Raw genomic sequence first — 20,574 nt, forward strand, 5'->3', positions numbered from 1 at the left:
ACGAACTCGAACGCATCGGCCAGGCACTGCAGCACGGCTGCAATGCTCATGGCGGTCGCGGCGTGGCGTGTCGATCCACGCGGCCGCCGGACGTCTACGGTTAACCCACGGCCACCCCCGGCCGTGACCAGCACCGAGGAGACGCACCATGAAGCTCACGCAGCGGATCGCCCCCTGTCTGTGGTTCGACGACCAGGCCGAAGAGGCGGCGACGTTCTACATCGGGATTTTCAGCAACTCGCGGATCGTGGCCATCTCGCGCTACGGCGAAGCCGGATACGAGTTCCACGGCAAGCCGAAGGGATCGGTGATGACGGTCGCCTTCGAGCTCGACGGCCAGGCGTTTACCGCGCTCAACGGCGGGCCGATGTTCAAGTTCAACGAGGCGATCTCGTTCCAGGTCAATTGTGAGACTCAGGAAGAAGTGGATCACTACTGGGACCGGTTGTCCGCCGGCGGTGCCGAGCAGGCCCAGCAGTGCGGCTGGCTCGCCGACAAGTACGGGGTGTCGTGGCAGATCGTTCCGCGCGCGCTGATCGAGCTGATCAACGACCCCGACTACGACAGCTCGCAGCGCGTGATGGCGGCGATGCTGCAGATGAAGAAGATCGACATCGCCGGACTGAAGCGGGCGTCCGCGGGATGAGGCCGGGCACGCGTGCCGGGCGCCGGGGCACAGCCCCTGATGCACCGGCGGGAGCGACCGCACGGGTTGCCGATACGGCACGGCCGCGCCCCGACTCGTCACATGCCGGCCGGCTCCGACGTCGCCGTTCCGCGCGCGACGCACTTGCGATAGCGCTCGTCCACGCGCTTGGCGAACCACTCGGTGGTGAGCTTGCGCTGGATCTTGGGGCCCTTCAATGCGATCTGCGGCACCACCGCGCGTGGCAGCGGGCGACGCTCGAACTTCTCGGCCAGTGCGAACACCCGCTGGTATAGCGCGCTGCGCTCGAACTCCGCGCGCTCGCCCTGTTCGAGCGCGCGGCGGATGGCGCGGTGGTCCATGTCGATGGATTTGCCGATCGAGCGCACCGCAAGTTCGGTGCTGCCCGGGCGTTGGGCATCGTTGTCGCCGTGGCGGATCAGGTCGCCATCGAGCTCGAGCGGAATGCCCGACGCGAGGCTGGCCGCGCGCTGGAAGGCGGCATTGCGGCTGGCGTAGCGCCCGGCGTTGAAGTCGGCGAAGCGGTACAGGGGGCGGTCGTAGGCCGCCGGGTAGTCGAGCAGGTGGGCGATGCCGAAGTACATGCCGCCGCGGCGGCTGAACACCTCGTGGCGGACGCTGCCGTTCATCACGTAGGGGTAGCCGCGCGCGCGCGCATGCTGCTCGGCAAAGGCGATGCTCACCTGCATGGCGCCACCGGTACGGACCGGATTCATGTCGCCGAACAGGCGCTGTCCCATCGGTACCATGCCGATGAAGTCCTCGAAGATCGCGCTCAACTCCTTCTCGGTGCGGACCGCGTCGATGCGATCGCTGTAGCGCTTTCCATTGGGCGAGGACAACTGCAGCGCAACGCGCACCACCGACTTGGGCAGCCCGAGACGTTCGGCCCGGCTATCGATCTCGTTCCACGCGATGCGGGGCAGGTTGGCCACCGGCGGATCGGCGCGGAAAGTCGATTCCTGTTCGGTCACGGCCAGCACCGCGCACAGGTTCGACAGGTTCGGCGCAATCTCGAGCGCGGCAAACGCGGCGTAGATATCGACCGCCCAGCCCGCGCGATCCGATGTGCTGGCGGGCAACAGGCGCACGATCTGGGCCCGCACATCGGCAGGTCGTGGTGGCACCGGCTCGGGCAGGCGCACGTCGCTGGCGCAGCCGGCGAGCAGGGCCAGGCCCAGGCCCAGGGCCGCAAGGAGGACCCGGGGGCGGCGCGGAAACGATGGTGAAACGGATGATTCGGGTGATGGGGACATGCAATGGCGAGGCCAGGACGGAGGCGGCGGACTGTAGCGGCAAAACGGGGCGACGGGGTGGCCTCGCACGCGAACAGGTCGATCCACCGTCGGCGACGCCCGGCGGTCGGGCCGGGCGACGATGGGCGCCCGGGAAGGCGGGCCGGGCCCTTGCGCCCGGGCATGGGGCGGCCGATCCGCGATCGCGGCCAATAAATGTGGAATGGTTTCCGTTTGTAACTTGAACTCGCGTCCCCATGGCGTTAGGATTTGCCGCTGTCATGGTGCTTGCGCGCCACCATTGCCGGGGAGAGGGAGAATGAATACCCGGATCCTGGAATCGTGCGGATAGGGAAGGGGAGACGCGACCATGATTCAATGGAAAATATCGACTCGCTTCCGTGCATGCTGGCTGTCGTCGGCCTGCGTGCTGGTCTTTCAATCCGGCGCCGGGGCGACACAGCATGTGTCTCCCGCCAGCCTTGCCGAACTCAGCCTCGAAGAACTGAGCAACATCGAGATCACCTCGGTCTCCAAGCGCGCCGAGCGCCTCTCCGACGCCGCCGCATCGGTCTTCGTCATTACCGCGGACGACATCCGTCACTCGGGGGCGAGGAGCCTGCCCGAGGTGCTTCGACTCGCGCCCAACCTGCACGTCGCGCAGACCAGCGCCGCCGGCTACGCGATCAGTGCGCGCGGGTTCAACAACAACGCGGCGAACAAGCTCCTGGTGCTGATCAACGGCCGATCCGTCTATTCTCCGCTGTTCTCCGGGGTGTTCTGGGATGTCCAGGACGTGGTGCTCGAAGACGTCGAACGCATCGAGGTGATCAGCGGGCCGGGCGGGACCTTGTGGGGCGTCAATGCAGTCAATGGAGTCATCAACGTCATCACCCGTGCCGCCGCCGATACTCAGGGTACCCTGGTCGCGGCGGGAACGGGCAACCGCGACAACGATGTCGCCGTGCGTCATGGCGGGAAATTCGGCGATGACGGCCACTACCGGGTGTACGCCAAGTACTTCGACCGCTTCAGCACCCGGACCGAGGACGGCGGTCGCAGGGATGATGCGTGGCACAAGAGCCAGGCCGGATTCCGCTCCGACTGGGGTCGCGGCGACGACACGCTGACCGTGCACGGCAACGCCTATGAGGGCTCCCAGGGCCAGCCACTGCCGGGCACCATCCAGATTGGCGGCGTGGCATTCCCGCTCGGCACGATCTCGATCTCCGGCGCCAACCTGAGCGCGCGCTGGAGTCGCCGCCTCGAAGGCGAGTCGAACGTGAGCTTCCAGGCCTACGTCGACCGCACCAAGCGCGAGGTTCCGCCTTCGTTCTCCGAGACGCTCACCCTCGTCGACCTGCAGTTCCAGCATGCGCTCCAGCCGATCGGCATGCATGCGCTGGTGTGGGGCGCCGAGTACCGCCACGGTTGGGACCGGGTGAAGAATGCCACCTTCCTCACCACGGCGTTCGGGCCGCCAGCCCGGCCATTTTTCGGTTTGCTGCCGGAAAAGCTCGAACAGACCTGGTCGAGCATCTTCGCGCAGGACGAAATGCGACTGCGCGATGATCTGCGCCTGACCCTGGGGGCACGCCTGGAGCGCAACGACTACACCGGCAACGAATTCCTGCCCAGCCTTCGGCTGGCCTGGAAAGTGGCGCCGGAGCACCTGCTGTGGGCCGCGGCGTCGCGCACCGTGCGGGCGCCGTCGCGGCTCGACCGCGACGTGTTCGTGCCGGCGAGCCCGCCCTTCCTTCTTGCCGGCGGGTCGGACGTACGCTCCGAGGTGGCCAAGGTGTACGAACTCGGATACCGCGGCCAGCCCACCCAGCGGATCTCGTATTCGGTCACTGCATTCCACACGATCTACGATCACCTGCGCACGCAGGAGATCGCGCCCAGCGGCACCTTCCTCGTGTTCGGCAGCGAAATGGAGGGTAAGTCCACCGGCCTGGAGATGTGGGGTTCCTATCAGGTGACCGCCAACTGGCGGCTGAGCGCCGGATTCAACACGCTGCGCGAGCGCCTGTGGCTCAAGGCCGGCAGTACCGATACGGCGGACTCTGTGGCCCAGGAGGGGCGCGATCCGGCACACAGCTGGATGCTGCGCTCGTCACTCAATCTTGCGCGCCAGACCGAAATCGATGCGACCGTGCGCCACGTCGCCGCACTGTCCGATCCCGCGGTGCCGTCCTATACGGCGGTGGACGTCCGTCTGGGCTGGAAACCGCGCTCCGATCTCGAACTGTCGATCGCCGGCCACAACCTGTTCGGGAGCGAACATGCCGAGTTTGGCGATCCGGCGACCCGCACCGAAGTCGGACGGAGCGTGTTCTTCAAGGTGGTGACGCGCTTCTGAGCGGCGCGCGCCGTTGTCCGCGGGCGTTCGTGCCGAGCGCGCGGAGCGGCGGCGTCACACCAGCTTCGGCACATTGTTGAGCACCAGCCAGTACAGGCCGAGGTGCTGCACGGCGGTGGCGAACTCGGAAAAATCGACCGGCTTGCGGACGTAACTGTTGGCGCCGCTGTCGTAGCTCTTGACCATGTCTTCGTCCTCGCTCGACGAGGTCATGATGACCACCGGCAGGTAGCGCGTGACCGGCTCGGCACGAATCCGCTTCAGGACATCGATCCCGCCGACGATGGGCAGCTTCAGATCGAGCAGCACCAGGGCCGGGATCTGGGTCGGATCGCGTCCGGCATACTCGCCGCGGGCGTAGAGGTAGTCGAGGGCTTCGCTGCCGTCGCGCGTCACCACCACCTTGTTGGCGATGTGGGCCCGGCGTAGCGAGCGCAGGGTCAGTTCCTCGTCGTCCGGGTTGTCCTCGACCACCAGAATTGTCTTTGCATCCATCTCAGTCTCCTTGCGAATGCGGGCGCGTGTGCGGTGGCGCGTCAAGCAGCGACTGCAGCCGGTCGCCGGGTACCGCCGCCGACAGGTAGAAGCCTTGTGCCTGATCGCAGCCCATGTCGTGCAGCATGTCGAATTGTTCAGGGGTCTCGACGCCCTCGGCGAGTACGGTCAGGCCCAGGCCGTGGCCGAGCAGGATCACCGCGCGCACGATCGCCGCATCGCGCGGATCGGCAATCATCCGCCGGATGAACGACTGGTCGATCTTCAGGCAGTCGATCGGCAGTCGCGACAGATAACTCAGGCTCGAGTAGCCGGTGCCGAAGTCGTCGATGGCGATCCTCACTCCCAGCGCCTTGAGCTGGGCAAGGGCTTCGAGCGCACCGGCCTGGTCGGACATCAGGGCGCCCTCGGTGATCTCGAGCTCGAGCTGCGCGGCCGGGAAGCCGCTGGTGCGCAGCGCGCGCTCGACCACCGCGGCGAAGCCGTCGCCGTGGAGCTGGATGGGCGAGACGTTGACCGCGAGGGTCAGCGGCGGCCCGGGGGGGCGTGTCCATTCGAGTGCGGTGGTGCATGCCTCGATCAGCGCCCATTCGCCGAGTTTGCGAATCAGCCCCATCTCCTCGGCGACAGGAATGAAGTGCGCCGGACTGATTGGCATGCCGTCGGCCCCCGTCCACCGCATCAGCGCCTCGGTGCCGGTGATCAATCCGCCGTGCAGAGCGTACTGAGGCTGATAGTGGAGCATCAGGGCGCCGTTGTGCAACGCTGCTCTCAGGCCGCTCTCGATCTTCAGCCGCGCCAGCGTTTCGTCGGTGATGTCGGTCGAGTAGTAGTGGAGATTGCCGCGCTCCACCGATTTGGCCTTGCGCATCGCTGCGCCGGCATTGTTCGCCAGGGTCTCGAAGTCCTCGCCGTCGGCCGGGAAGACCGCCGCCCCAGCACTCGCCGTCACCCGCAGCTCCTGGCCCCCGGCCAGCTGCGGCTGCGCCAGCGCGTCGAGCAGCTTGCGCACCACCGGATAGACGTCTTCCGGGCGGGCGAGATCGGAGAGCAGGACCGCATACTCATCGGCGCCGATGCGGGCTGCGGTGTCGCCTTCGCGCACGCTGGCGAGCAGGCGCGCCGCCGCCTCCACCAGAACCCGGTCGCCGACCGCGTGGCCGAAGGCCTCGTTGATCCGTTTGAAGCCATCGAGGCCGATCGCCACCACCGCCAGGCAGCTTCGGGTGCGGCGGGCGTGGACCAGCGCCTGCGCGGTGCGGTCGCCCAATAGCGACCGGTTGGGCAGGCCGGTCAGGGCGTCGAAATTCGCAAGGTGGCGAAGGCGGGCTTCGTAGGCCTTGCGCTCACGGATGTCGCGCGCGATCGTCGAAAAGAAGCGCACCTGGCCGTCCGCGCCCTTGTGCGCGACCAGCACCTGCGACAGCGGGATTTCCTCGCCGGAGCGCGCCACCACCGCGGTCTCGCCCTGCCAGGTGCCGTGCGCGAGCGCGCCCGGGATGGCCTCGCTATGGACCCGCTCGCGCGCCCACGGCGCGTAGAAGTCGTCTGCGGGACTGTGCACGGCCTGGTCGCGGGTTACCCCGAGCAGCCGGCAGCCGGCCTCGTTGATGAAGGTCACCTTGCGCCCGAGGTCGGCCATCGTGACCAGATCGCTGGTCGCTTCGAGAATCTCGGCCAGGTGCGCCCGCGCCTGCTCGACGTCGCGGATGCGCGCCCGTTCCGCGGCCTCGGCGATCGCGCGCCGTACCGCCACCGCGAGGCGGCTCAGGTTGCCTTTGAGCAGGTAGTCGGTGGCGCCTTCGCGCAGGCACTCGACGGCGGTGTCCTCGCCGATCGTGCCGGACACGAAGATGAACGGAACGAATGGCGATCGGGCGCGGACGATGCCCAGCGCCTCGCGGCCGGAGAAGCCGGGAATCGTGTAGTCGCACAGCACGACGTCGGGGAGGAAATCGGCCAGCGCGGCGCGCAGCCCGGCTTCGCTCGCGACCGTCCGTCCCTCGATCTCCAGCGCGTCACGCTGCAGGCGCAAGCGGATGAGCTCGACATCGTCGGGCTGGTCCTCGACGAACAATACCTTTATCGCCTCGGCCATGTCCGGTGCCCCCTGTTCACGATGCCCCCGACGCATTGTGGCCGGCATCGTCCGCCGCCTGGGCAAAACCTTCGGCCTGACCGAGGGTGAAGAAGAAGGTGGCACCTTTGCCACGCTGCGCCTTGGCCCAGATCCGGCCGTTGTGGCGGTGCACGATGCGCTGCACGGTGGCCAGGCCGATGCCGGTGCCGGGAAAGTCGGTGACCGCATGCAGGCGCTGAAATGCGCCGAACAGATGGCCGATGTTGGCCATGTCGAAACCGGCCCCATTGTCGCGGACGAAAAAGGTCGAGCGCTCGCTGTCTTCGAGTGCGCCGAACTCGATGCGCGGCGCGCTCGTCTTGGTGGTGAATTTCCATGCGTTGCCGAGCAGGTTTTCGAGCGCGATCCGCAGCAGCCGCGGGTCGCCCTGAACCACGATGCCTTCCCAGATCGACACCTCGACGGTGCGCGCGGGTTCGCCGTGCTTCAGCTCGTCGATGACCTGGTGCGCCATCGCACTCAGATCGATCTGGGACCACGCCAGCTCGACGCGCGAGATCCGCGACAGGGTCAGCAGATCGTCGATCAGCTGGGCCATGCGCTGGGTTGCCGAACGGATGCGCGACAGGTAGCGCCGGGCTTCCTCGTCGACCTGCCCGCCAAAGTCCTCGACCAGTGCCTGGCTGAAGCCGTCGATCGCGCGCAGCGGCGCCCGCAGGTCGTGCGACACCGAATACGAGAACGCCTCGAGCTCGCGGTTCTTGTCCTCGAGTTGCACCGTGCGCTGCCGGACGCGCTGTTCGAGCTCCTCGTTCAGGCGCCGGATTTCGTCGATCGCGATCTTCTGGTCGTCGATATCGGTGCATGTGCCGACCCATTCCTTGACGCTGCCGTCGGCGTGCTTCACCGGCACGCCGCGCGCGGCGAACCAGCGGTAGACGCCGTCCTTGCGCCGCAGCCGGAACTCGGTCGCGAACGGGGCCACGCGCTCGACCGCGTGCCGCCACGACTCGAGCGTGGGCTCGCGCTCGTCGGCGTGGATCGCATTGAGCGCGCCCAGCCCCATCACCTCGCTGTCGGCCTGCCCGGTGTAGGTCTGCCAGGTCGGCAGCGGCTCGACCACCCGCCCGTCGGCGTCGGTCGTCCACACGATCTGCGCGCTGACCACGACCAGCGAGCGGTAGCGTTCCTCGCTGGTACGCAGCGCCCGCACCGCCTCGCTGCGCTCGGCCGCCTCGCGCTCGAGCTGGGTTTTCGACTGTTCGAGCGCCGCGGTGCGACGCTCGATCTCGGACAGCATATCGTTGAAGGCATCGACGAGCACGCCGATCTCGTCATCGGTGCTCTTGTTCGCCCGCACCGAGTAGTCGCGCTGCCCGACAACCTTGCGGGCAAGATCGGCGATTCCGATGATCGGCCGGGTGACCGCCGCCTGCAGCCATGCCGACAGCAGCAGCGCGACGAGCAAGGCAATCAGCATCACGCTGCCGGCGATGACGCCATAGTTGGTCACGCGGCGGTAGATCTCGTAGTCGGCCACGAGATAGACCGTGCCGAGAATCTCGTTGTTGTCGACGACGCGGCGGAATACCGTCATCCGCTCGCCGGCCACCGTCACGCTGTTGGCTTCGGGCAGCCGCGGCAACACGTCCGTCGCCGCATCGGACCTGAAGTAGCGCGCAAACACCGCCCCGCGGCTGTTGTAGAGGGCGGCTGCGCGCACGTTCGGCCGTTCGCGCAGCAAGGCCAGGATATTGGCGGCGAATTCGGGGTCGTCGAACTGCAGCGCGGCGGTGGTAGCGCGCCCGATCAGGCCGGCCTGGGTGGTCAGATCGGTGGTGCCCGCCTCGCGGTAGCTGCGCAGATCGTAGAACAGCAGCGCGACGCCATTGATCAGCAGCGCCGCGACACTGGTGAACAGGACGCCCGCCAGCAGTTTGGCGCGGACCGAGCGCAGGCGCAGTGGCCACCTCATGGCGAATCCCTCTTCACCTCGCGGGCGACGGCAAACAACTGCGATCCGACCCGCAAGCCATTGTTTTCGGCGGCCGGGGCCGAAATCTGGAAGCGGACCTTGTCGTTGTCGATGATGAAGTTGATCACGCTGCCGGCGGGCCAGCCGCTGTCCGACTCGGTCACCGTCAACACCGGCCTGCCCCGGGTCTGCGTCAGCACGGCGGAGACCTGTCCCTGATCGACGTCGCGGCCGACGAACAGGACATGGACCCGGGTGGTCGGATCGACCGTGCTCAGGCGCTGCATGATCAGCGGGCGGGTGCCGAGACGGCGCCCGGCAAGGACCTGCTCGAGTTCGTGGGCGAGTGCGTCGGCGCCGATGACGCCGATGACCACCGGTTCATCGGGACCGACGAAGGCGGGCGCCGGCCATTCGACGTAGCCGGCGAACTTGTAGAGAAAGGCAGCCTTCACCCGTTGCTCGAGGGTTACCGGATCGCCGTCGACGGCGTAGGCCATGCTCGCGGCGCCCACCAGCACGGTCAGCGCCAGGCGCAGCATGGCGCCCAACCCCGGCACCGGGCTCAGTCCCAGCCACGGGCTGCGCGCAATCAGGAACGCCATGGGCGCCCCGGGGCGACGCTGCCGACGGGCTTGCCGCGCGGAATCGGCGTCCTGTAGCGGACCGGCTGATCCGGACAGGCCGGGTCAGCCACCGACCCCGCCCTGCCGTCGAATGAGTTCCCGGGTGAGCGCTCGCATCGTCTCATCCTATCCTCGATGAATGTGCCTTGCTCAACAAGCATAGCAAACCCGCATTTTTCCGCTGTCCGACAGGCTGAATTCAGATCGGTCCGCCAAGGCATGCTGAAGCCGGCGCGGATGGCGCGGAAACCTGTCGGCATGCGCGTCAGCGGCTGCTGCATTGCAGCACTGGTTATCTAGGACTGCCGTGGATTCGTCGAGTTCAGGATTCATCTCAACTATCCGTCCCGTCGATTCCTCAAATCCTGACAAACGATTGTTCGGATAGGTCCGGGGGCGCTATCGTTTCATCCCAAGAGCGCGTACGAGGCGGATACAGCCTGCGACGGCCGGGCGCCCGTATCAGACGGGGGCCTGAACAAGAGAACAGGAGACGAGACACCATGAGCCACAGTCACCACGACCGGGTCGCGGTCATCACCGGCGCCGCGGGGGCCTTGGGTAGCCACTTTGCCCGTCGCCTCGCGAACAGCCCGACTGGGAGCTCGAGCTCGCGGTGGTCATCGGCAAGCCGGCCTTCCACGTCAGGCGCGCGGACGCGCACGACTACATCGCCGGCTACACCATCGTGAACGACATCACCAACCGCGAGCTGGTGCACCGGACCGACCTCAAGGCCCTCGGCAGCGACTGGGTGATGGGCAAGTGCCTGCCCGGCTACACGCCGATGGGGCCCTATATCGTGCCCGCCCGCCTGGTGCCCGATCCGCGGGCGCTGCGCATCACCCTCAAACTCAACGGCGAGATCATGCAGGACGAGAGCACCGCGGACATGATCTTCCCCATCGCGCACCTGATCGAGTACCTCACCAGCCGCGTGCGGCTGTCCCCCGGCGACATCCTGATCACCGGTTCACCCGCGGGCAACGGTTCACACTACGATCGCTACCTGCGTGCCGGCGACGTCATGGAGGGCGCGATCGTCGGCATCGGCGTGCAGCGCATTCCGTGCATCGCGGCTGCTTCGTAGGTTCTTCCTTCCCACTTTTCCGGGGGTATTGCCATGTACCGTCACCTGCTGGTCCCGCTCGACGACTCCGAACTGGCGGTCGATATCGTCGCCCGTGCGATCGATCTGGCCCGCCCGCTCGGTGCGCGCATCACCTTCTTCCATGCGCGCCCCGATTACGGCGCCACCGAGGACGGTGCGCTGCAGCGCAGCCTGGCGCCGGCCGAATTCGCCGCCGTGGCGGAGGGGCATGCGCGTGCGGTGCTGGCCAAGGCCGAAGTGTCGGCGCGCGCGGCCGCCATTGCGCACGACACCCTTGCACTCACCTCGGACCGGCCCTACGAGGCCATCGTCGAGGCCGCCGAAACCTGCGGATGCGACCTCATCTTCATGGCTTCGCACGGGCGTCGCGGCGTCCGCGGGCTGATGTTGGGCTCGCAGACGCAGAAGGTGCTGCAGCACACCCGCATCCCGGTGCTGGTGTCGACGGTGGAGAGCAATGCGGCGGACCGCGAGATGAAACGCGCGATCGCCATCATCAAGGACGAACACCGCTCGCTGGCCGCGGTGATCCACGGCCTGCGCCATCTGGTGCAGGACGTGCGCGAGCGCGGCGCGCCCCCGGATTTCAAGCTGCTGCGCGCGGCGTTGCACTACATCCGCGCCTTCCCCGAGGCGCTGCACCACCCCAAGGAAGAGGCCTGGCTGTTCGGCCGCCTGCGCCAACGGGTTCCCGAGCTGGTGCCGACGCTCGACGTGCTCGAAAAACAGCACCGCGACGGCGCCCTGCGCTTTGTCGCGCTGCATGGCGCACTCGATGCGTTCGAGCAAGGGCGCGTCGGCGTCGGACCGTTCGCCCTCGCGCTGGAGAACTTTGCCGAGCTCGAATGGGAGCACATGAGCATGGAGGAAAAGCTCATCCTGCCAGCGGCCCAGGCGCATTTCGACGACGCTGACTGGGACGAGATCGCGCAGGCCTTCGACGATAACGGTGACCCGGGTTTCGGGGCCGCACCGGACGGGCAGTTCCGCCGCATGTTCGCGCGCATCCTCAACCTGGCGGCGGCGCCCGCCGGCGCAAATGCGGGACCGGCCGGTCGATGAATCCCCGGGGCGGCTCGCGCCGTCCTATTTCTGCAGCCGTCGGCGGGTCAGCGCCAGCGCCACCCAGAATGCCACCGCGCCGTAGCCCATCAACACCGCCAGATGCAGGCCGATCGCTTCCGGCGCCCGGCCCAGCAGCAGCGGGCGGGCGAGTTCGACGGCGTGCGACAGCGGCAGCATCGAGGTGGCGGTGCGCAGCGCGGCCGGCAGCTGCTCGATCGGGAAGAACACACCGGACACCAGCATCATCGGGGTGACGAACAGGGTGAAGTAGTACATGAAGAAGTCGTAGCTCGGCGCCAGCGCGGTCACGATCAGGCCGAGCGCGGCAAAGCTCAGGCCGACCAGAAAGATCAGCGGCAGCAGCCACAGCACGTAGCGTGTGTCGACCAGGCCGAACAGGCTCACCACCAGCAGGATCGCCGCCCCCGACAGCAGCGCCTTGGACGCCGCCCACACCAGTTCGGCGAACACCACGTCATCGAGCGCAATCGGCGCATTGAGAATGGCATCCCAGGTGCGCTGCACGTGCATGCGGGAAAAGCTCGAGTACAGCACCTCGAAGGTGGCGCTGTTCATCGTCGAGTAGCACACCATGCCGGCGGCGAGAAAGCTGATGTAGGGCACCCCGTCGACCTCCGGCACCAGCATGCCGATACCGAAGCCGAGCCCGAACAGGTAGATCACCGGATCGGCCAGGTTGCCCAGCACCGAAGGCAGCGCGAGCTTGCGCCAGACCAGGAAGTTGCGCCGCCATACCGGGACGAAGCGGCGGGAGAGGACGGGCGGGCGCCACGGGTTGGGGGTCATGGACAGGGCAGATAGCGCCGGGTTCGACGGACGTTGGAAAAATGGGGTGACGATGAGCAGGCAGCGAGTGTGGCGTCGCAGTCTTGGCGAAATAGGGGTTTGTCGTCAAATCGGCGTTGCACGAAGCGTCTGGTCCGGTGGCGACGGCAACCCGAGTCGCCGAGCAAGAATGATCCGGCTGTGCTCACGCCTTGCCCGGCGGCAACACCACCCACTCGGCTTCGTCGAACTCGCCGAGCGGGCGAATGTCGCAGAACGGCGCTGCACTGCGAATGATCGCCGCCACGTCGGGCCGATGCTGCGCCTCCATCGCATCGCGCTCGGCCTTGGTGTCCCACTGGGCAATAGCGATGAGCACCGACGGGTCGTCCAGCTTGCGATGCAGCCGGGTACCGCGAGCCCCCGGCGCCTGCTGAATGAGCCGACTCGCACGAACCCAGGCGTCGGCATAATCCTCGGCGGTGTATCCGGCTTTGATGTGCACTTCGAATAGGTACAGCATGGAACCCTCCTGTCCTCGTTGGCGCCATTGAGGCAGCATCGTCCCCGAGACGCGGGTTACTCAAGCACAACATGGCGAACATTTCGCCTTGCCTGCCGCGTGCCCTCCGATCGAACTGCCAGCAAATCCTTGGTCGTTGCCGTCTCGCCAAGTTCCGTGGCGAAGAACTCAGTCCCGCAACTCGCGCCCGGTGAGCTTCAGGAACACGTCTTCCAGGTTGGCCGGGCGGTGCAGGTAGCGCAGGCCGGGCTGGGTGGCGAGGTGGGCCAGCAGGGGGGCGGGGTCGTGCAGGTAGCAGAAGGCGGTTTCGCCGCTGATCTCGAACCGCTCGGCCAGCGCAGTGGCGTGGGTCGCGGCCCAGGCCGCGGCGCCGCCGCCGCGCTCGGCCACCGCGTGGCCCTCCCAGTCGCCGAACACCTCCACCACCTGCGGTTCGATCTGCGCGGCGATCACCTCGCGCGGGCTGCCGGTGGTTAGCATGCGGCCGGCGTCGAGGATGGCGAGCTGATCCGACAGGCGCTCGGCCTCGTCCATGAAGTGGGTGGTGAGCAGCACCGTGGTGCCGCTGCGCAGGAGTTGCTTGAGGCGCTCCCAGATCAGGTGGCGGGCCTGCGGGTCGAGGCCGGTCGTGGGTTCGTCGAGCACCAGCAGCTCGGGGCGGTTGACCAGCGCGCGGGCCAGCGTCAGGCGGCGCTTCATGCCCCCGGACAGCGACTGGATGTGGGCGTCGCGTTTGCCCTCCAGCCCGGCGAAGGCGAGCAGCTCGGGGATGCGGGCGCGGATCACGGCGTCGGCGAGACCGAAGTAGCGGCCATAGACGAGCAGGTTTTCGGCGCAGGTGAAATCGGGGTCGAGGTTGTCGATCTGCGGCACGATGCCCACCCGCGCGCGTGCTTCGCGGGCGCGTTCGGGCACCGGTTCGCCACACAGGCGGATGGTGCCGGCGCCGGGTGCGGCGAGGCCGAGCGCGCAGCGCAGGATGGTGGTCTTGCCGGCGCCGTTGGGGCCGAGCAGGGTGAAGCATTCGCCGGCGCGGACCTCGAGATCGACGCCGCGCACGACCTCGGCATCGCCGTAGCGTTTGACCAGGCCGCGGATCACGAGCGGCGACGGGCGCTCGCCCTCGGCCATGGATGCGGGCGCGGCGCGCGTCGAAACGGGCAGCGCGGCGGTCATCAACCGGCGGGCGGCAGGGTGGCGGTGAAGCTCGGCCGTGCAAACAGGCGTTCGGCCAGTGATTTCAGCGCCGGCCGGCCGCTGCCCCAGTCGACCTGGGGCAGGCGCAGGTCGAGGTAGGCGAGCGCGACGCCGACGGTGATGTCACCGAGCTGCATCGTCTCGCCGTCGAACCAGGGATGGCCCGCTGCGCGTTTTTCGAGTTCGTCCAGGCTGCGCCCGATCTTGTCGAACTGGCGTTCGATGCTCGGCGCGCTTTGCTGGGCCTCGGGGCGGCGGCTCTCGAGAAAGGCGGCGACGGCGGCGTCGAGGATGCCGTCGGCCAGGGCCTCGGTCTGGCGTACGCGCACGCGCTCGATGCCACCGGCCGGGAGCAGGGCCGGTTGCGCGGCAAGGGTCTCGATATAGCCGGCGATGACCGGCGAGTCGAAGAACACCTCACCATTGTCGAGCACCAGCGCCGGCACCTTGCCCAGCGGATTGACCTCGGGCACGCGGGTGTTGGCTTCCCACGGCGAGTCGACGACGAGTTCGAAGGGCAGATTCTTTTCAGCGAGCAGGATGCGGATCTTGCGTGCGTAGGGACTGGTGAGCGAGGCGAGGAGTTTCATCAGGGTCTCCGGTTTTCAGCCGCGCGGCGCGGCAGGGGGTACGTTGCGGACGATGAGGTCGCGGATCAGGTGCAGCTTGCCGTGAAAGAAGTGATCGGCGCCGGGGATGACGACCACCGGCAGCTCCTGCGGTCGCGCCCAGTCGAGCACGTTGGACAGCGCCACGGTTTCGTCGAGTTCGCCATGAACGACGAGCGTGGGGATGGTCCTGGGCACCGGCGGGGTGTCGTAGCTGCGTGCGCCGTCGGCGGCCAGTCCCGCGGCGGTGCCCACCAGCACCAGCTGGCGCGGCGGATTGATGTCTTCGGCGAGGCGGTTGGCAATGCGGGTCTGGATGAAGCCGCCGAAGGAGAAGCCGCCCAGCGCCAGCGGCAGACTGCCCCAGCGCGACTGCGCCCAGCTGATCACCGACAGCATGTCTTCGGTTTCACCGTTGCCGTGGTCGTGCTCGCCCTCGCTCTTGCCCACCCCGCGGAAATTGGGGCGGATCACGGCAAAGCCGAGGTCGCGATAGCTGCGCGCCAGGGTGTGCGCCACCTTGTTGGTATTGGCGCCGCCGAACAGCGGATGCGGATGACACACCAGTGCGATGCCGCGCACCGTCTCGGGCGCGTCGATCAGCACCTCGATGGCGCCTGCGGCGCCGCGCAGCAAGGCGGATTCGGTAGGCAGCGGGCGGCTCATGCAGGCTCTCCGTCGGGCAGGCGCAGGCGCTCCACGATGCGCCCGTGGACCAGATGCTGGTCGATGATTTCGTCGACGTCTTCCTCGTCGAGATAGGTGTACCAGACGTTGTCGGGGTACACCACCAGCACCGGGCCGTCGTCGCAGCGGCCGAGACAGCCGGCCTTGTTGATCCGCACGCTGCCCGGGCCGCGCAGGCCGAGTGCGGCGGTGCGGTCCTTGGCGTAGGCCTGCAAGGCGCTCGCGCCCAGGTTGTTGCAGCACGATTCGCCGGGCGCGCGCTGATTGCAGCAAAAGAAAACGTGGTGCTTGAAATAGCTCATTCTGGTCTCCGTTGGAGTGCGGATTATAGGCGTCACGCACTGTCGAGGTGTTCGCCCCGCCACAGCCCCAGCGCCGACAGGTAGGCGAGTGCGACGAAGGGCCACAGGCTGGCGACGAGCTGGGTCAGACCGTGGAAATTGAGGAAATTCCCGCGGTTGAGCACGGCGTGGCCGTTGCCGAGATAGGGGTTTTCGGGCATCAGGTTGACCAGCGCGGTGGCGATCAGCAAGGCGGTGCCGGCGAGTGCGTGCTGCACCACGCGCGGCAGCAGCAAGGCGGCGGTGAGCAGCGCGAGGCCGAAGGCGAGTCCGCGTTCGGCGCCGGGGGTGAGCCATGCCAGCGGGTCGGGCGGAACGAAGAAATTGGCCGCAGCCACCGTCTTGGCACCGATGCCGAGGACCAGCAAGACCGCGATCGGGCCCGGGCCGGCGGTGCGCATCATGCACCGCGCGAACAGACCGATGGCGACCAGCGTGGCGGAGGTGAGCGCAGTTTCGAAGGCGATGAAGCGCTCGGGGCGGAATGGCAGCGGCGGTGGAATGCCCAGCAGCCGGCGAATGTCGCCACTGCCGAACAGCAGGCTGTCCGGCGTGAGCTGGGTGAGCACCCACAGACCGAGCAGAATCAGTCCGAGGTCGCCGGTATGTCCGCCGATGACGTGTTCTCCGCGCCAGCGCGACAGGCCGCCGCGTGGCGCGAACAGGGCGTGGCCCCAGCGCGCGCCGAGGACTGCGCCGAGCAGCGCGCCGACGATGTTGGCGCCGAGATCGATGTTGCTCGACACCCGCGACGGCAGGAAGTGCTGGATCGTCTCGAGGCCGAAGCTGAACAGGCTGGCGAGCAGGGTGGCGACCACGGCGAGGCGCAATCCGGTCCAGGCCACCGGCAGGGCGGCGGCGAGGATCAGGCCGAGCGGCAAGTAGCCGAGGACGTTGAATATCAGATCCTCGATCTGGAAGTACTTCGGCCAGGGCGCCACCAGGTAGTCGAACAACGGCAACCCGCTCTCCCGCCATTCGGAAAAAGGATGCAGACAGGCGTAGGCCACGAGCATGGCGTAGGCGATGGCCAGATTGCGGGGAAGGGAGGGGCGGTGCACGGCTGCGGGGGAAGTGGCGGTTGGAGAAGTCTAGCCGACCCCGCACCCGGCCGTCCGCTTCCGTCGCCAACAGGCGTCGGCGCCGGCCGACGGCCGGGTGCGCACCGGTGCGGGGCGCGATTCCCCAGTCTGGTGCGTCGGTCGTTACGTCGGGTCCGCTTTTCTTCTTTAGTTTTCAATTAAAACAACACGATATGTTGCGACCATGCACTGGCATGGTACTCGCTTCTTCTTGAATACGATCTTGTATCCAAGAAGGTGCACATGAACACCGCAGTCCTCTCTCCACTTACCATTGCCACGCTCCGCCACGCCTATCTGGGCGGTGAAACTTCACCGGTCGAGGTGGTGAACCGGATCTTCGACCGTCTGGCCGCCGAAGAGGGCGGAGAGGCATGGATCCTTCTGCGTGACCGCGACGCGGTGCTGGTCGAGGCGCAGCGCTGTGCCGCCCGGCTGGCCGATCCGGCGGCACGCGCTGCCCTGCCCTTGCTGGGCATCCCGTTCGCGGTCAAGGACAACATCGACGTGGCCGGGTTGCGGACGACGGCGGCCTGCCCCGCGTTCGCCTACGAGGCCGCGGCCGATGCCTCCGTCGTCGAGCGCCTGCGCGCGGCCGGGGCGATCCTGATCGGCAAGACCAATCTCGATCAGTTCGCCACCGGTCTGGTCGGAACCCGCTCGCCTTATGGTGCGGTGAAGAATCCGTTCAACCCGGCCTATATGACTGGCGGTTCGAGCTCGGGGTCGGCCGCCGCCACCGCTCGCGGCTGGGTCGCGTTCGCGCTGGGAACCGACACCGCCGGCTCCGGCAGGGTGCCCGCCGGGGCGTGCAACCTGGTCGGCGTGAAGCCGAGCCCCGGGCTGGTGAGCAGCGCCGGGGTGGTGCCCGCCTGCCGCAGCATCGACTGCGTATCGGTGTTCGCGCATACGGTGGAGGACGGCTGGGCGGTGCTCGGCGTGCTGGCGGGCGAGGACGCGCGCGATCCGTTCTCGGCCCCCCCGCTGCCACTGGGGCCGGTGACACGCACGGTGCGCGTCGGCGTGCCCACGGTGCTCGAGTTCTTCGGCGACCCACTTGCCGAGCAGGCCTGGCGCGCCGCGCTCGACGCGGTGGCCGCCGAGCCCGGGGTGGAGTTCGTCGACATCGACCTCGCGCCCTTCCACGCGGTGACCCGGCTGCTGTACGACGGGCCGTGGGTGGCCGAGCGGCGGGCGGCGATCGAGGACTTCATGGATGCGCACGGCGACGCGATGGATGCGACCGTGCGCGGCATCATCGCCCGCGCCGACGGCATGAGCGCGGTCGACGCCTTTCGCGCCCGCTATGCGCTGGAGACACAGCGCGGGGTCTGTCGCGCCGAACTGGACAAGGCCGACCTGGTGCTGGTGCCGACCGCGCCCACGATTCATACCCATGCCGCCATCGCCGAGGCGCCGGTCGAGCGCAACAGCCAGCTCGGCTATTACACCAACTTCGTCAATCTGCTCGGCATGGCCGGCCTGGCGCTGCCGGGGCCGTTCCGTGCCGATGGCCTGCCCGCCGGGGTGACCCTGCTCGGGGCGGCCGGGGCGGATCATCGTCTGGCGGAATTCGGACGTCGCCTGCAGGCGCGCTTGCATGGCCGGCTGGGCCTGAGCGCCGAGCGTCCCGCGACCGCCGGCGCGGCGCTCGAAGCGCTACCGTTTGCCGAGCCAGTGGTCGAGGTCGCGGTGGTGGGCGCCCATCTGAGTGGCCTGCCGCTCAACTGGCAGCTGGTCGAGCGCGGCGCGCGTCTGCTCGAGACCACGCGCACCGCGCCGCTGTACCGGCTCCATGCCCTGCCCGGGACCACCCCGCCCAAGCCCGGCATGGTACGGGTGGCCGAGGACGGTGGCGCGCTCGAGGTCGAGGTCTGGGCGCTGCCGGTGCGCAATTTCGGCAGCTTCGTCGCCGAGATTCCCGCGCCGCTCGGCATCGGCACCCTGACCCTGGCCGATGGCCGCGAGGTCAAGGGCTTCGTGTGCGAAGCCGCCGCGCTCGCCGGCGCTCCCGATGTCACCGCGCTCGGCGGCTGGCGCGCCTACCTCGCCGAGCGTGCCGCCGCTGTTCCTGTCTGATACCCCCGCAGCTTTTCCCCCGGAGTGCCACAATGAAAAATCTGAGAAGGCTCATCCTGCCGCTGGCAACGACCCTGCTGGCCCTGTCCCCGGCGTTGAGCCAGGCCCAGGACAAGCGCCTGGAGACCCTGGTGGTAGCCAACGAGTTCGGGCCCAACATGCTCGACATCCAGGGGCTCGGCGCCAACCGTCCGGCCTACGGCGTATCGTGGCTGGCCTACGACCGCCTGCTCACCTACGGGCGCAAGTCGCTGGGCGACGGCATCGACAGCTACGACTTCACCAGGCTGGAGCCGGAACTGGCCGAGCGCTGGGAGATCGCCGCCGACGGCATGAGCGCGACCTTCCACCTGCGCCGCGACGCGAAGTTCCACGACGGCTCGCCGGTCACCGCCGAGGACGTCAAGTGGTCGTTCGAGCGCGCGCTCGGCATGGGCGGCTTCCCCACCTTCCAGATGAAAGCCGGTTCGATCGAGAAGCCCGAGCAGTTCGAGGTCGTCGATGCCCACACTTTCCGCCTGAAGTTCCTGCGCAAGGACAAGATGACCCTGCCCGACGTGGCGGTCCCGGTGGCGGCGATCTACAACGCCAAGCTGGCGAAGCAGCACGCCACCGCGGACGACCCGTGGGCGGCGGCCTGGCTCAAGACCAACACCGCCGGCGGCGGCGCCTACAAGGTGGTGTCGTGGAAGCCGGGCCAGGAGATCGTCTACGAGCGTTTCGACGAGTGGAAGAACGGGCCGCTGCCGAAACTGAAACGGGTGATCCAGCGCGATGTGCCTTCGGCCGGCAACCGCCGCGCGCTGCTCACCCGCGGCGACATCGACATCACCTTCGAACTGCCGCCCAAGGATTTCTCCGAGATGGCGCAGGAGAAGGGCAACGTGAAGGTGGCCAGCGTACCGATCGAGAACTCGATGTGGTACCTCGGCATGAACACCAAGACCCCGCCGTTCGACAACCCGAAGGTGCGCCAGGCCGTGGCCTACGCCATGCCCTACGACAAGATCATGCAGAACGCCTTCTACGGGCGCGGCATGCCACTGTTCGGCAGCGACGGGGTCAAGGACGGGAGCTGGCCGCAGCCGAGTGCCTACAAGACCGACCTCGACAGGGCCCGGGCGCTGATGAAGGAGGCCGGCTACGAGAATGGCTTCTCCACCACGCTGTCCTTCGACCTCGGCACCGCCACCGTGTCGGAGCCGACCGCGATCCTGGTGCAGGAGTCGCTCGCCGCGATCGGGATCAAGGTCGCCATCAACAAGGTGCCGGGTTCGAACTGGCGCGCTGCGATCGCCAAGAAGGACATGCCGATGCTGTTCAACCGCTTCGGCGGCTGGCTGAACTATGCGGAGTATTTCTTCTTCTGGACCTATCACGGGCAGAACGCGGTGTTCAACACCATGAGCTACCAGAACCCGGAGATGGACAAGCTGATCGAGTCGGCCCGCTTCGAGACCGATCCGAAGAAGTACGCCGGCCAGGTGCAGGGCTTCATCGACATCGCCTACACCGAGGCGCCGCGCGTTCCGGTGGTGCAGCCGAGCATGGACGTGGCGATGCAGAAGAACGTGCACGGGCTCACCTACTGGTTCCACCTGCAGCCCGACTATCGCCAGATCTACAAGCAGTAAGCATGGCCGCTGCCGCCCCGC

Annotated in this window: 18 protein-coding genes and 1 pseudogene; 6 read left to right on the plus strand and 13 right to left on the minus strand. The window is 67.7% G+C overall.

The window, feature by feature from the left end; genetic code table 11:
* Positions 1–148 precede the first annotated feature (148 nt).
* A complete protein-coding gene (locus tag AC3A35_RS13895) occupies positions 149–646 on the plus strand; it encodes a VOC family protein (RefSeq protein ID WP_487436724.1) in 498 nt (165 codons plus the stop codon).
* 98 nt (positions 647–744) lie between these two features.
* Here AC3A35_RS13895 and AC3A35_RS13900 read toward each other — a convergent pair whose 3' ends face one another.
* Positions 745–1,923: a DUF1615 domain-containing protein gene (locus AC3A35_RS13900; protein ID WP_487436725.1), complete on the minus strand. Its 1,179-nt coding sequence runs from the start codon at positions 1,921–1,923 to the stop codon at positions 745–747.
* Between the two features lie 349 nt (positions 1,924–2,272).
* On the opposite strand from AC3A35_RS13900, the gene AC3A35_RS13905 reads away from it, so the two are divergent.
* Positions 2,273–4,264 carry a TOL_0244 family TonB-dependent receptor gene (locus AC3A35_RS13905; protein WP_487436726.1) on the plus strand — a complete coding sequence of 664 codons (1,992 nt, stop codon included), beginning with the start codon at positions 2,273–2,275 and terminating at the stop codon, positions 4,262–4,264.
* Between the two features lie 54 nt (positions 4,265–4,318).
* On the opposite strand, the gene AC3A35_RS13910 is transcribed toward AC3A35_RS13905, so the two are convergent.
* From AC3A35_RS13910 to AC3A35_RS13930, 5 genes are all read right to left on the minus strand, one after another.
* Positions 4,319–4,759 carry a response regulator gene (locus AC3A35_RS13910; protein WP_487436727.1) on the minus strand — a complete coding sequence of 147 codons (441 nt, stop codon included), beginning with the start codon at positions 4,757–4,759 and terminating at the stop codon, positions 4,319–4,321.
* 1 nt (position 4,760) lies between these two features.
* Entirely contained in the window at positions 4,761–6,857 is a 2,097-nt protein-coding gene (locus tag AC3A35_RS13915) for a putative bifunctional diguanylate cyclase/phosphodiesterase (protein WP_487436728.1), read from the minus strand.
* 16 nt (positions 6,858–6,873) lie between these two features.
* Positions 6,874–8,814 carry a sensor histidine kinase, YfiR-like protein-associated gene (locus AC3A35_RS13920; RefSeq protein WP_487436729.1) on the minus strand — a complete coding sequence of 647 codons (1,941 nt, stop codon included), beginning with the start codon at positions 8,812–8,814 and terminating at the stop codon, positions 6,874–6,876.
* Entirely contained in the window at positions 8,811–9,419 is a 609-nt protein-coding gene (locus AC3A35_RS13925) for a TOL_0243 family YfiR-like periplasmic protein (RefSeq protein ID WP_487436730.1), read from the minus strand. Before AC3A35_RS13925 ends, AC3A35_RS13920 begins: the two co-directional genes overlap by 4 nt.
* A 171-nt stretch (positions 9,420–9,590) precedes the next feature.
* Positions 9,591–9,773 carry a hypothetical protein gene (locus AC3A35_RS13930; RefSeq protein ID WP_487436731.1) on the minus strand — a complete coding sequence of 61 codons (183 nt, stop codon included), beginning with the start codon at positions 9,771–9,773 and terminating at the stop codon, positions 9,591–9,593.
* Between the two features lie 253 nt (positions 9,774–10,026).
* Between AC3A35_RS13930 and AC3A35_RS13935 the strand changes: the two are divergent.
* Together AC3A35_RS13935 and AC3A35_RS13940 are read left to right on the plus strand one after the other, a co-directional pair.
* A pseudogene (locus AC3A35_RS13935) lies at positions 10,027–10,530 on the plus strand (fumarylacetoacetate hydrolase family protein); the annotation flags it as partial.
* Between the two features lie 33 nt (positions 10,531–10,563).
* Positions 10,564–11,613: a universal stress protein gene (locus AC3A35_RS13940; protein WP_487436732.1), complete on the plus strand. Its 1,050-nt coding sequence runs from the start codon at positions 10,564–10,566 to the stop codon at positions 11,611–11,613.
* Between the two features lie 24 nt (positions 11,614–11,637).
* On the opposite strand, the gene AC3A35_RS13945 is transcribed toward AC3A35_RS13940, so the two are convergent.
* The 7 genes from AC3A35_RS13945 to AC3A35_RS13975 form a co-directional block, all read right to left on the minus strand.
* Positions 11,638–12,423: an ABC transporter permease gene (locus AC3A35_RS13945; protein WP_487436733.1), complete on the minus strand. Its 786-nt coding sequence runs from the start codon at positions 12,421–12,423 to the stop codon at positions 11,638–11,640.
* A 184-nt stretch (positions 12,424–12,607) separates the two neighbouring features.
* On the minus strand, positions 12,608–12,925 hold the full coding sequence (locus AC3A35_RS13950) for an antibiotic biosynthesis monooxygenase family protein (RefSeq protein WP_487436734.1): 318 nt from the start codon (positions 12,923–12,925) through the stop codon (positions 12,608–12,610).
* Between the two features lie 168 nt (positions 12,926–13,093).
* On the minus strand, positions 13,094–14,101 hold the full coding sequence (locus AC3A35_RS13955) for an ATP-binding cassette domain-containing protein (RefSeq protein ID WP_487436735.1): 1,008 nt from the start codon (positions 14,099–14,101) through the stop codon (positions 13,094–13,096).
* The gene (locus tag AC3A35_RS13960; RefSeq protein ID WP_487436736.1) at positions 14,101–14,712 is read right to left on the minus strand and encodes a glutathione S-transferase; all 612 of its coding nucleotides are present in this window, start codon (positions 14,710–14,712) and stop codon (positions 14,101–14,103) included. The genes AC3A35_RS13955 and AC3A35_RS13960 overlap by 1 nt, the downstream gene beginning before the upstream one ends.
* A gap of 15 nt (positions 14,713–14,727) precedes the next feature.
* Positions 14,728–15,396 (minus strand): alpha/beta hydrolase, encoded by a 669-nt coding sequence (locus tag AC3A35_RS13965; protein WP_487436738.1) that lies wholly within the window; start codon positions 15,394–15,396, stop codon positions 14,728–14,730.
* Positions 15,393–15,719, minus strand: coding sequence for a (2Fe-2S) ferredoxin domain-containing protein (locus AC3A35_RS13970; RefSeq protein WP_487436739.1), 327 nt, complete (start codon positions 15,717–15,719; stop codon positions 15,393–15,395). Before AC3A35_RS13970 ends, AC3A35_RS13965 begins: the two co-directional genes overlap by 4 nt.
* Before the next feature lie 32 nt (positions 15,720–15,751).
* A complete protein-coding gene (locus AC3A35_RS13975) occupies positions 15,752–16,774 on the minus strand; it encodes a VanZ family protein (RefSeq protein ID WP_487436911.1) in 1,023 nt (340 codons plus the stop codon).
* A gap of 309 nt (positions 16,775–17,083) precedes the next feature.
* Here AC3A35_RS13975 and atzF point away from each other — a divergent pair, with 309 nt between their 5' ends.
* Both atzF and AC3A35_RS13985 read left to right on the plus strand, forming a co-directional pair.
* On the plus strand, positions 17,084–18,919 hold the full coding sequence (gene atzF, locus AC3A35_RS13980) for an allophanate hydrolase (RefSeq protein ID WP_487436740.1): 1,836 nt from the start codon (positions 17,084–17,086) through the stop codon (positions 18,917–18,919).
* Positions 18,920–18,951: 32 nt separating this feature from the next.
* On the plus strand, positions 18,952–20,553 hold the full coding sequence (locus AC3A35_RS13985; RefSeq protein ID WP_487436741.1) for an ABC transporter substrate-binding protein: 1,602 nt from the start codon (positions 18,952–18,954) through the stop codon (positions 20,551–20,553).
* Positions 20,554–20,574 lie beyond the last annotated feature (21 nt).

Source organism: Azoarcus sp. Soil_N_20 (assembly GCF_057656155.1).

Coding starts and splice junctions, on each gene's coding strand:
- AC3A35_RS13930 (WP_487436731.1), bottom strand. CDS start 9,773: ATGAATCCTGAACTCGACGAATCCACGGCAGTCCTAGATAACCAGTGC.
- AC3A35_RS13915 (WP_487436728.1), bottom strand. CDS start 6,857: ATGGCCGAGGCGATAAAGGTATTGTTCGTCGAGGACCAGCCCGACGAT.
- AC3A35_RS13905 (WP_487436726.1), top strand. CDS start 2,273: ATGATTCAATGGAAAATATCGACTCGCTTCCGTGCATGCTGGCTGTCG.
- AC3A35_RS13955 (WP_487436735.1), bottom strand. CDS start 14,101: ATGACCGCCGCGCTGCCCGTTTCGACGCGCGCCGCGCCCGCATCCATG.
- AC3A35_RS13940 (WP_487436732.1), top strand. CDS start 10,564: ATGTACCGTCACCTGCTGGTCCCGCTCGACGACTCCGAACTGGCGGTC.
- AC3A35_RS13950 (WP_487436734.1), bottom strand. CDS start 12,925: ATGCTGTACCTATTCGAAGTGCACATCAAAGCCGGATACACCGCCGAG.
- AC3A35_RS13970 (WP_487436739.1), bottom strand. CDS start 15,719: ATGAGCTATTTCAAGCACCACGTTTTCTTTTGCTGCAATCAGCGCGCG.
- AC3A35_RS13965 (WP_487436738.1), bottom strand. CDS start 15,396: ATGAGCCGCCCGCTGCCTACCGAATCCGCCTTGCTGCGCGGCGCCGCA.
- AC3A35_RS13975 (WP_487436911.1), bottom strand. CDS start 16,774: ATGCTCGTGGCCTACGCCTGTCTGCATCCTTTTTCCGAATGGCGGGAG.
- atzF (WP_487436740.1), top strand. CDS start 17,084: ATGAACACCGCAGTCCTCTCTCCACTTACCATTGCCACGCTCCGCCAC.
- AC3A35_RS13960 (WP_487436736.1), bottom strand. CDS start 14,712: ATGAAACTCCTCGCCTCGCTCACCAGTCCCTACGCACGCAAGATCCGC.
- AC3A35_RS13910 (WP_487436727.1), bottom strand. CDS start 4,759: ATGGATGCAAAGACAATTCTGGTGGTCGAGGACAACCCGGACGACGAG.
- AC3A35_RS13945 (WP_487436733.1), bottom strand. CDS start 12,423: ATGACCCCCAACCCGTGGCGCCCGCCCGTCCTCTCCCGCCGCTTCGTC.
- AC3A35_RS13985 (WP_487436741.1), top strand. CDS start 18,952: ATGAAAAATCTGAGAAGGCTCATCCTGCCGCTGGCAACGACCCTGCTG.
- AC3A35_RS13900 (WP_487436725.1), bottom strand. CDS start 1,923: ATGTCCCCATCACCCGAATCATCCGTTTCACCATCGTTTCCGCGCCGC.
- AC3A35_RS13895 (WP_487436724.1), top strand. CDS start 149: ATGAAGCTCACGCAGCGGATCGCCCCCTGTCTGTGGTTCGACGACCAG.
- AC3A35_RS13925 (WP_487436730.1), bottom strand. CDS start 9,419: ATGGCGTTCCTGATTGCGCGCAGCCCGTGGCTGGGACTGAGCCCGGTG.
- AC3A35_RS13920 (WP_487436729.1), bottom strand. CDS start 8,814: ATGAGGTGGCCACTGCGCCTGCGCTCGGTCCGCGCCAAACTGCTGGCG.